At 76.4% G+C, this 9,251-nt stretch carries 11 protein-coding genes; 5 read left to right on the top strand and 6 right to left on the bottom strand.

Features of this window, described 5'->3' with window-relative positions:
• Positions 1-133 precede the first annotated feature (133 nt).
• Positions 134-1,351, bottom strand: a complete 1,218-nt coding sequence (locus HOY81_RS17470; protein WP_237321365.1) for a helix-turn-helix transcriptional regulator — start codon at positions 1,349-1,351, stop codon at positions 134-136.
• 490 nt (positions 1,352-1,841) lie between these two features.
• On the opposite strand from HOY81_RS17470, the gene HOY81_RS17465 reads away from it, so the two are divergent.
• Positions 1,842-2,423, top strand: coding sequence for an NAD(P)H-dependent oxidoreductase (locus HOY81_RS17465; protein WP_237321364.1), 582 nt, complete (start codon positions 1,842-1,844; stop codon positions 2,421-2,423).
• A gap of 72 nt (positions 2,424-2,495) precedes the next feature.
• On the opposite strand, the gene HOY81_RS17460 is transcribed toward HOY81_RS17465, so the two are convergent.
• The 4 genes from HOY81_RS17460 to HOY81_RS17445 all read right to left on the bottom strand — a co-directional run bounded on the left by HOY81_RS17460 (position 2,496) and on the right by HOY81_RS17445 (position 4,482).
• Complete coding sequence (locus HOY81_RS17460) at positions 2,496-2,969, bottom strand: carboxymuconolactone decarboxylase family protein (protein ID WP_237321363.1); 474 nt, start codon at positions 2,967-2,969, stop codon at positions 2,496-2,498.
• Between the two features lie 158 nt (positions 2,970-3,127).
• Positions 3,128-3,511 carry a VOC family protein gene (locus tag HOY81_RS17455; protein WP_237321362.1) on the bottom strand — a complete coding sequence of 128 codons (384 nt, stop codon included), beginning with the start codon at positions 3,509-3,511 and terminating at the stop codon, positions 3,128-3,130.
• Positions 3,508-3,801, bottom strand: coding sequence for a helix-turn-helix transcriptional regulator (locus HOY81_RS17450; protein ID WP_237321361.1), 294 nt, complete (start codon positions 3,799-3,801; stop codon positions 3,508-3,510). Before HOY81_RS17450 ends, HOY81_RS17455 begins: the two co-directional genes overlap by 4 nt.
• 18 nt (positions 3,802-3,819) lie before the next feature.
• Positions 3,820-4,482 carry a hypothetical protein gene (locus HOY81_RS17445; protein ID WP_237321360.1) on the bottom strand — a complete coding sequence of 221 codons (663 nt, stop codon included), beginning with the start codon at positions 4,480-4,482 and terminating at the stop codon, positions 3,820-3,822.
• 294 nt (positions 4,483-4,776) lie between these two features.
• Between HOY81_RS17445 and HOY81_RS17440 the strand changes: the two genes are divergently transcribed.
• From HOY81_RS17440 to HOY81_RS17430, 3 genes are all read left to right on the top strand, one after another.
• Positions 4,777-5,619 (top strand): hypothetical protein, encoded by an 843-nt coding sequence (locus HOY81_RS17440; RefSeq protein ID WP_237321359.1) that lies wholly within the window; start codon positions 4,777-4,779, stop codon positions 5,617-5,619.
• A gap of 229 nt (positions 5,620-5,848) precedes the next feature.
• A complete protein-coding gene (locus tag HOY81_RS17435; protein ID WP_237321358.1) occupies positions 5,849-6,766 on the top strand; it encodes an alpha/beta fold hydrolase in 918 nt (305 codons plus the stop codon).
• Between the two features lie 255 nt (positions 6,767-7,021).
• Entirely contained in the window at positions 7,022-7,444 is a 423-nt protein-coding gene (locus tag HOY81_RS17430) for an SRPBCC domain-containing protein (protein WP_237321357.1), read from the top strand.
• Between the two features lie 237 nt (positions 7,445-7,681).
• Here the strand turns inward: HOY81_RS17430 and HOY81_RS17425 are convergent, their stop codons facing one another.
• The gene (locus HOY81_RS17425) at positions 7,682-8,173 is read right to left on the bottom strand and encodes an SSI family serine proteinase inhibitor (RefSeq protein WP_237321356.1); all 492 of its coding nucleotides are present in this window, start codon (positions 8,171-8,173) and stop codon (positions 7,682-7,684) included.
• A 308-nt stretch (positions 8,174-8,481) separates the two neighbouring features.
• Here HOY81_RS17425 and HOY81_RS17420 point away from each other — a divergent pair, with 308 nt between their 5' ends.
• Complete coding sequence (locus tag HOY81_RS17420) at positions 8,482-8,922, top strand: PPOX class F420-dependent oxidoreductase (RefSeq protein WP_237321355.1); 441 nt, start codon at positions 8,482-8,484, stop codon at positions 8,920-8,922.
• The last annotated feature ends 329 nt before the right edge of the window (positions 8,923-9,251 follow it).

Here is a 9,251-nt window from a genome sequence, read left to right as displayed (position 1 = left end):
GGCAACATCCGACCACCGCTTCTCCGTCACGTCGCCACAAACGGAGGCGTAGCGTCCCCCGGCGCGGGGTTGCGCGGAGGTGTCGCAGACGACTTTCAGCCAGCGCCGCGGGTCCGCCGGGGAAGCCTGCGGGTCAGGCGGTGTTCCAGGTGGTGAAGCGCACGGTGACGCTGAGGACGCCGCGGGCGTCGGTGCGGACGGTCTCCACGGTGAGGGCGCTGCGGTTGCCCTCGCTGGTGATGCCGCACAGGGTCGTCCCCGCGCGCAGGGAGGACGCCGGGACGCTCGCGTTCTCCACGCCGCCGGCTCCGCACGTCTCCCAGTCGGCTGCCTCGGAAAGGGTCAGCGAGGCGTGCTTGCCGCCGGTGAACACGGAGTCCCGTACGGGGTCGTCGCTGACCTCGAAGTCCCCCCACTCGTACCCCGTGTCCCACATGGTGGCGTAGCGGCTGTCCGCGTCGACGGCCTCGCCGCGGGGGATGACCGTCCGGGTGGAGGCGAGGGCCCGGGGCTCGTCGCCGTCCCCGGTGCCGGACGCGGCGGACGTACGCGGCCTCGCCGGCGAGGAGCCCTCCGACCCGGAGTCGGTGCCGGGTGCGGGGCCTGCCGCTTCTCCGGAGGGCCGGCCGAGCCACATGCCGAAGAAGACCGCCGCGGTCAGGACGGCGACTCCGGCGACGACCCAGGGCACTTTCGAGCCCGGACCGCCAGGGCGTCCCCCCGCGGGGACAGACGTGTCCCCGGGTGGCAACGGGGGCGTTCCCCCGGGGAGCGGCGGAAGCGCGGGAGACGGGTCGACGTCGGGTGCCGAGGGCGCGGCCTCGCGCCGGGTGATCTCGTGGCGCACGCGGTCCAGTTCGGCGAGCAGCACGGCCCGCCGGTTCAGCAGTGCGGTGTCCTCGCCCGGGAGGTCCTGCTCCGGCGCCCCGGCGGACGCCTCGCCCCGCGCCCGGCGCCGCTCCCGCTCGTGGGCCTCGGCGTGCACCTGCGCCAGCTCGGCCAGCAGGTCGTCCAGGCGCACCTCCAGCTCGTACAGCTCCATCAGGACGGCGCTGCCACCCGCCTCCAGGGCCGCGCGGTACAGGGCGAACGTCAGCCGCCGCACCTCGCCGGTGACCGGCGCCGTGTCGGTGCCGCGCTCGCTGAGCAGGGCATCCAGGAACGCCTTGCGCGGCAGCCGTTCCCCGCTCAGGTACCGGGCGATCGCGGAGTGGCTGAAGCCGTGCTTGCGGGTGAACTGACGCAGGGACAGCCCGCAGCCGTCGAACAAGCCGCGTAAGTGCCGGCCCAGAGCGGCCCTGGGGTCCTCCTGTCCCTCCCCGGCACCGGGCTCGAGCGCGCTGTCGGTCATCTGTCTCCCCCCTGTTCCGGTCCTGCTCCGGCTCGGTGCGGCCGGGGCGTCTCCGTACGGAGCCAGCCTGTCTCACTTACGCACCGTGCGCAGGCACTTCGAGGCTGTTCACCGGGCCCGACCGCCGGGCCCGGAGGCCCGACCGGGACGGCGCGTCGCCGGACCGGCGCGCCGCAGAAGTGAGCGGAGGAGACGACGATGCGCACCACCCGTACCCGCACCCGAACCGGACGCGTCCCGCGTCGGCGGCGGAGCCCGCCGCCCGGGAGGAAGGCATGCGACGTCGGCGACCGGCCCGCCGTAAGGGAACGGGCGCCCCTTGGGGGGCTGCGCCGGTCCGGGGCCCGGGCTCCTTCGCTGGGCGTGCCCGGGGCCCCGGGCACGCCCGGGGCCGGGCACACCCGGGCGGCCCGGGTGCGGGGCGGAAATACCGCGGGGCCGCGGGAGGTTGGATGCTGCGGACCCGCTCGCGCCGACCACTGGAGCCCCCGTGCACCGTTCGTTCCTGTTCCTCCTCGCCAGCTCCCGGCCCGACGGCAACACCGAGCACCTGGCCCGGGCCGCAGCGGAACAGTTGCCGGACGCCGTCGAGCAGCGCTGGCTGGATCTGACCCGGCTCCCCCTGGCCGACTACGTCGACTCCCGGCACGCCGACGCGCCGTGGCCCGAGCAGGAGAACGAGGAGCTGCTGCGCCAAGCGACGCTCGCCGCCAGCGACATCGTGATCGTCTCCCCGCTGTACTGGTACTCGCTGTCGTCCTACGCCAAGCGGTACCTCGACTACTGGTCGAAGTGGCTGTCCACCCCGGACCCGGACTTCCGGGCGAAGATGGCGGGGCGTGCGCTGTGGGGCGTCACGGCGATGGCCCACCGCCAGGAGGTCGTGGCGCAGCCGCTGGTGCTCACGCTGCATCACACCGCCGCGTACATGGGCATGCGCTTCGGCGGCGTGCTGCTCGGCAACGGTTCCCGGCCGGGGCACGTACGCGACGACGCGCAGGCGGCCGCCCGGGCGAAGACCTTCTTCACGCAGGAGCCGCCGCTCGCCCGGTTCCCGTACGAGGAGGGGTGACCGGCGGGCGGCCCCGCCACCCGCCCGGCACACCGACCGGGGCGGGGCGGGTGGCGGGGCCGCCGGTTCCGGTCAGCCGAACTGGCCGGGTACGTAGTCGCCGGCGGGCTGCCGGACGAGGACGTTCATCCGGTTGTAGGTGTTGATGAGGGCGATCAGCGAGACCAGCGCGCCGAGTTGCTCCTCGTCGTAGTGTTCCGCGGCCCGGGCCCACGCCTCGTCCGTGACCCCGCCGGCCGCGTCCGCGGTGCGGGTGCCCTCTTCCGTCAGCTCCAGGGCGGCGCGCTCGGCCTCGGTGAAGACGGTGGCCTCCCGCCACGCCGCGACGAGGTGGAGGCGGACCGCCGACTCGCCGGCCGCGGCGGCGTCCTTGGTGTGCATGTCGGTGCAGAACCCGCACCCGTTGATCTGGCTCGCGCGGATCTTCACCAGCTCCTGCGTCGCGGCGGGCAGCGTCGCGTCGGAGAGGGTCTGGCCCGCCGCGACGATGTGCTTCAGGAACTTCCCGGTGACGGGGTTGGCGAAGAGGTTCAGTCGGGCTTCCATCGCGGGCTCCTCTGCCGTTGTCGGTGACGTCACCCCTACGACGGCACGGACCGGCCCGATGTGACACGGCCGCACGTGACGTGCGTCTCCCCTGCCGCGCCACGGGCCAAAACGGGAGCGGGGCGTCGAGGCGGCGGGCGGGCGGGGAGCCGGGTGCCCTACTGGCTGTGGAGCTGGATCAGGTTGCCGCAGGTGTCGTCCAGGACCGCGGTGGTGACCGGGCCCATGTCCGCCGGCTCCTGGGTGAAGTGCACCCCGCGCTCGCGCAGCCGTGCGTACTCCGCGCGCACGTCGTCCACGCCGAACGAGGTGACCGGGATGCCGTCCCCGGCCAGCCCCTCCTTGTACTGCTTGGCGGCCGGGTGGTCGTCCGGCTCCAGGACCAGTTCGGTCCCGTCGGGGTCCTCGGGCGAGACCACGGTGAGCCACCGGGCCTCGCCGAGCGGGATCTCGTTCTTCTTCACGAACCCCAGCTTCTCCGTGTAGAAGCGCAGGGCCTTGTCCTGATCGTCCACGTGGACGCTCGACAGCTCGATCCTCATGGCCCGGTCTCCTCTTCGGGGGGCTTGAGCCATCGGGCGACGATGCGCTCAAGCGGTGCGGTGTTCAGGTCGTGGAACTTGTAGCGCCCCTGCCTGCGGCTACGGACCAGCTCGGCAGCCTCCAGAACGGCGAGGTGCTGGCTGATCGCCTGGCGCGACAGCCCCAGCCCGTGCTTGGTCGCGAGGCGCGCACAGATCTCGAACAGGGACTGCCCGTCCCGCTCCGCCAGCTCGTCGAGGATGCGCCGGCGGGTGGGGTCGGCCAGTGCCTTGAAGACATCCTCCGGCACGACCCCACCATAGGCAAGTCATGACTTGCCTATCAAGTGCCACCAGGCGTCTTTCTGAGTCCTGTCGTGCAGGAAGACCACACCGTGGTAGCGGCCGCCCGAGCAGTACGGGCGCAGGGGCGGCGCGAAGAAACCCTCCGGGTCCGTGACCGGGCTGCCGCCCGCGGAGACGCACTCGCGCCAGGTCAGGCCGATGCGCCGGCCCTCCGGCCGGAGCACCAGGCGGCCGCCGTGCTCCCCGCCGTCGCAGCGGTACGCCCGGAGGACGGCCCGGGCGGGGAGCCGGCCGCCGCCCTTGGTGCACTGCGCGGGCGTGATCATCGGCTCCGCCGTGTACGAGGCCACGGGGAGGGCGGCATAGCGGCCGCCCTCACAGACGGTACGGGCCCCGAGGGCCACGGCCACCCGCCCGCCGGCCTGCTCACACTGCTCTGCCGTGACGAAGCGGGGCTGGGGGGCGGCTGCGGCCTGCGGAGCGGCCGCGCCCACGGCCGCGAGAGCCGTGAGGACGGCGGCGGCCAGGGCGGCGGGGGCGGTGACGAGGGTGCGACGGGTGCGGGGGGTGCTGCTGTCCCCGGGGGCGGCGCCGGGCGCGGGAGCGGATCCGGTGCCGGGGGTAGGGGCGGGGCCCGGGCTGTGCCCCGGGCGGGAGCGGTGCGGGGATATCCGGGTGTGCGGCACGGGGCTGCCTTCCTGTGGATCTCGCGAACGGTTCGGCCACGCGCAGATGTACCCGGGGAGCCGGGCGGGGTCGCGGAACGTCGCCCGAACAGGGGCTGGGGCGGGCCCGGCTGCCGGAGGGAGCCGACCCGGCCGGGGCGCCCTGGCCGCCGCCGTCCGGGCGCGGGCGCGGGCGCGCGTACGGTGCCGCGGCCCGGGCACGGGCGCGCGTACGGTGGAGCGCGTACCGCCCGGCGCGTGGCGGCCGGCGCCCGCGCCCGTTCCCGCACCGGCGACCCGAGAGGCGGCCCCTCCGTGACGACCCCCGCCCCGCACCCCCGTTCCCTGGAGGCCCTCGGCCTGGCCGTGGCGGCCGCCCTGGAGCCGCTCACGTACCCCGGGCTCCCGGTCACCGCCCCCGCCCTGCTCAACGGCCGGGAGCTGTGGGAGCTGGAGCCGGTGGCCGGCGATCTCGGCGACTGGCCGGTACGGATGCCGGACGGGTCCGGCGACCCCCTCCCGCTGGACCGGGTGCTGCGGAACCTCGGGGCGGCCGGGCCGGGCGGCCGGGTGCCGGTGCTGGCCGTCGGTTCGAACGCCTCGCCGGGCCAGATGGCGTACAAGCTGGCCCACGCCGGTCTCTCCGGCGTGCTGCCGATGGTGCCGGTACGGGTGGGCGGCATCGGCGTGGGCCTCTCCGGGCACATCAGCCCCCGCGGGTACGTCTCCGCCTCCCCGTACACGGACCCGGAGGCCGAGACGCCCCTGGTGGTCACCTGGCCCGACCCGGAGCAGCTCGCGGCCGTCGACGCGACGGAACTGCCGAACTACGTACGGGCGCTGCTCCCCGCCGCCGACTTCCCCGTGACGCTCCCCTCGGGGCGACGGCTCGACGGGGCGTACGTCTACGCGAACGCGCGGGGCGTGCTCGGCCGCCCGGACGGCACCCGGCGCCCGGCCGGGCCGCAGCGCGCGGTGCTCCGCGGGTTGCTGGCGGAGTCGCCGCCGCTGCGGGAGCTGCTGGGCCCGGGGCCCGGGGACTGGGTACGGCGGGCGGCCGCCGACGCGGGCGTACGGGCGCGGGGGACGGAGCTCTTCGCCGAGGAGGGGTGGCTGCTGCCGGAGCCGGGGCTCGTCCGGTACGCGGGCACCGGGTAGCCGGGCGTTCCCGGGGGTGGGCGCTCCCCGCGGACCACCACCGGAGCACGAGGCGGGTGCCCCGGTCGGCCGTCGCCGGGGCCACCGGCCCGCGAGCAGGGACCCGCGGCCCGGCTCGCGTGCGGGCCGCCCGCGGCGGACGGCGGCGCCTCGCGGGCCCCGGGCCCGGGTGCCAGACTGGAGGAGGATCTGTCGTAGGGGGCGGGCACGCGGGAAGAGGGCCTGCGTCATGAGTACGTCCGGCGACCCGGCGAGGGACAGGCAGGCCCGGGAGGCCCGGGCCCGGCGGTCCCGGGTGATCGGCGAACTCCCGGTCACGGAGTGCCGCCTTGACGTGCGGGGCGGCACCACCCCGGTGCTGGAGGGCGGCAGCGGGCCGCCCCTGGTGCTGCTGCACGGCCCCACGGCGGCCGGCTGCCTCGCCTGGTCCGCGGTGCTGCCGCGGCTGGCCGCCTCGCACCGGGTGGTGGTACCGGACCTCCCGGGGCTCGGTGAGGCGGAGCCGCTGCCCCGGGTGAACTACGCGCAGTTCGCCGACTGGTTGGCGGCGCTGCTGCCGCTGACCTGCGGGGACGAGCGCCCGACCCTGGTGGCGCACTCGTTGCCGGCCGGACTGGCGGTGCGGTTCGCCGCCCGGCGGGGCGACTTCCTGCGCCGGCTGGTGCTGGTGGACGTACCCGCGATCGGGCACTGGCGGCCGCCGCCGGCCCTGCTGCTCGCGGCGCTGCGCTTCACCGGCCGGCCGTCGGAGCACAGCCTGCGGCAGTTCGAACGCTGGCCCTTCCACGACCCCGTACGCGTACGCCGGGAAGGCGGCGAACGCCTGGCGGCCGAGCGGGCGTACCTGACGGCGCGGGCGGAGGTGCCCTACGTCAAGCGGACGATGCGGCAGTTTCTGCGGGCCGGTACGAGCCGGCTCGACATGGAGGAGCTGCACGGCATCGACATGCCCGTGGGGCTGGTGTGGGGAGCAGAGGACCGGATGGCGCCGGTGCGGTACGCGCGGGCGGCACAGGCGCGCTTCGGCTGGCCGCTGCACACGATCGCGGAGTGCGGCCATGTGCCGATGACGGAGCGTCCGGAGGCCTTTCTGAGCGCCTTCGCCCAGGTGACGCACGAGCCCGGGGGCGGGGCGGTGGCCGCCTGAACGCGCTGGTCCAGGCGGTCCGGGCTCAGCGGCACGGGGGTCTGTCCGCACCGGACGCGCGGCTCCCCGGGGTGGCGCACGGCGTGCAGCCCGGTGACGGCGCCCCGGCCATGGCTCCCCTCCGCCGGCCGTACGGGCCCGGACCGGGCGTCCCGGGGCGCGGGTACGGGCGGCCCCGGTTCTCCGGCGGCGCGTTCGCGCCGTGGCGGGGCGCTGCGCCGCCGGGGGCGCCGGCGCCTTCGTACGCTCGGGCACATGGTGGGAGAGAAGGCGATGGTGGACGAGTCGGTCCTGGTGTCGGCTCCGGCCGCGATCGTCTGGCAGGCACTCGTCACGACGCGGGGGCGCGCCGGCTGGTGGCCGTACCTCGAACTGGACGCCCGCCCCGGCGGGCGGTTCGAGGAGCGGTGGCGGGACGCGTCCGGTGCGGAGACCGTGACCCGGGGCGAGGTGGTCGGACTGGAACCCGAGCAGCGTCTCGCCCTGGAGTGGGCCGACGAAGGCTGGCCCGCCGCCACCCGGGTGGAGCTGCGCCTGCGGGAAACGGGCGTCGGCACGGTCGTACGGGTGCTGCACTCCGGGTGGGAGGCGCTGCCGGACGGCACGGGACTGGTGGAGGCGCACCGCCAGGGGTGGCGGCAGCACCTCTGCGACCTGCGGGCCTACGCCGAGGGCTAGCCGAGGGGGCAGGGGCCGCGGGGCGGGAGGGGCCGGCGGGTGCGGGAGGCGTGCGCCGACGTGCGGCCTGCGGCGCGCCGCCCGGGACATGCGGGACCCGCGGCGGAAACGCGAGAACCGGTCCGCGAGCCCCGCACCGGGGCGAGAGCACCGGCGTCGCCCTCCGCACCGTGCCGGGGCGCCGTGACCCCGTCCGCTCCGCCCGGCGGTGCGGGTGCCGTACGGGCGACGCGCGGGTCAGGAGCGGGTGCGGGGGAGGAAGGGGACCAGCCGGTCCCAGCGGGAGACCTCGCACCCGTCGGTGCGCCGGAACTCGGCGTCCACCGGACGCCCGCCCCAGGTGCCGGTGACGTGTGCGGTGGCCGGGCCGCCGTACTGGAGGGTGCAGTGGGCGTCCTCCGGCACCTCGGCGAAGGGTTCCCGTCCCCAGACCGTGGCCCGGTCCAGGGCCTCGCAGGCGGCCTGCCGCTCCGGGTGGTCGCCGCCCGCGGGGTGGCAGGTCAGCGCGTACGTGCCGTCCCGGCCGGGGACGCCGGAGTCGGTGACCGTGACGGTGAGCCGGTCCTGTGGCGGCCGGGGCGGCACGGCGCCCGCGGCGGGCGTGGCGGCGAGCGACGCGACGACGGCGGCGAGGGACGCCGACACGGCGGAGGCGCCGGAGAGAAGGGTGCGGCGGCGGGCACGCCGGGCGCGCGGCGGCAACGGGGCGAGCGGGGCGGTCGGAGTCATGAGGGCTCCCGGGTGCGGAGGGTGGCGGGTGGCTGGGCCGCACCGCCCACGGGCGCATACGGCCCCCTGCACCGGGTAACGCCGGGCCGGCCGGGGAGTTGCGGGGCTCCCCCGGCCGAACAGCCGAACGGCCGCAGGGAGGTGCGGCGTACGGGTGACCGGCGGCGCTCGGCCTTGCGGGGGGGGCACGTCCCGGGCGGTACCGGCGGCGCTGCGGGAGGACTACCGGCGACGGCGGCCGCTCCGTGGAAAGCTGGAGGGGGAGACGGGGCCCGCGGGCCCCTGCCGGACGCGGAGAGGGGTCACGGGTGGACGACGAGAGAGTGCCGCAGGACGCGCTGCTGGCCCTGCTGGCCGACACGGACCGCGGCGTGCTGGCGACGCTGAAGCGGGACGGGCGCCCCCAGTTGTCGAACGTCAACCACACCTACGATCCCGGACGCCGCCTCCTCCGGGTCTCCGTGACGGCCGGCCGCGCCAAGACCCGGAACCTCCTGCGGGACCCCCGGGCGAGTTACCACGTGACCACCCCCGACGGCTGGGCGTGGACGGTCGCCGAGGGGGACGCGGAACTGACGCCGGTCGCCGAGGACCCGTACGACGCGGTGGTCGAGGAGCTCATCGAGGTGTACCGGGCGGTCCAGGGCGAGCATCCCGACTGGAGCGACTATCGCGCGGCGATGGTCGCCGACCGGCGCATGGTGCTCCGGGTGTGGGTGCGGCGCGCGTACGGGCAGCCGCGCCGCTGACGTACGGGCGGCGGTTGCCGGCGTACGGGCCGACTGGCCCCGGCCCGCGCGCACGCCGCCGTGCGCCCGCGCCGGTGGGCGCCGTACGGAGAAGGACCGGCGGCCCTGATGTCGGGGGGTGTCCACCAGGGCCGCCGGGGTGTGTGCGGGACCGGCCGTGCGCGCGGACGGCCGTGCTCCCGGTGGCCGCCGCCCCGTCCCCTCCTGCTTGCCGGGACTGCGGTGGGGGGATGGAACACAGGCCACGGGCGGTACGGGGCGGCGGCTCGGTCCCTTGCGGGATGTGGGGGGCCGGTCGATCGTCGGTGTCGGTCGTCGGTGCGTGGCTG

Source organism: Streptomyces sp. JJ36 (assembly GCF_021696945.1).
Lineage (GTDB): Bacteria > Actinomycetota > Actinomycetes > Streptomycetales > Streptomycetaceae > Streptomyces.
This window is presented reverse-complemented; position numbering and strand designations above follow the sequence as displayed.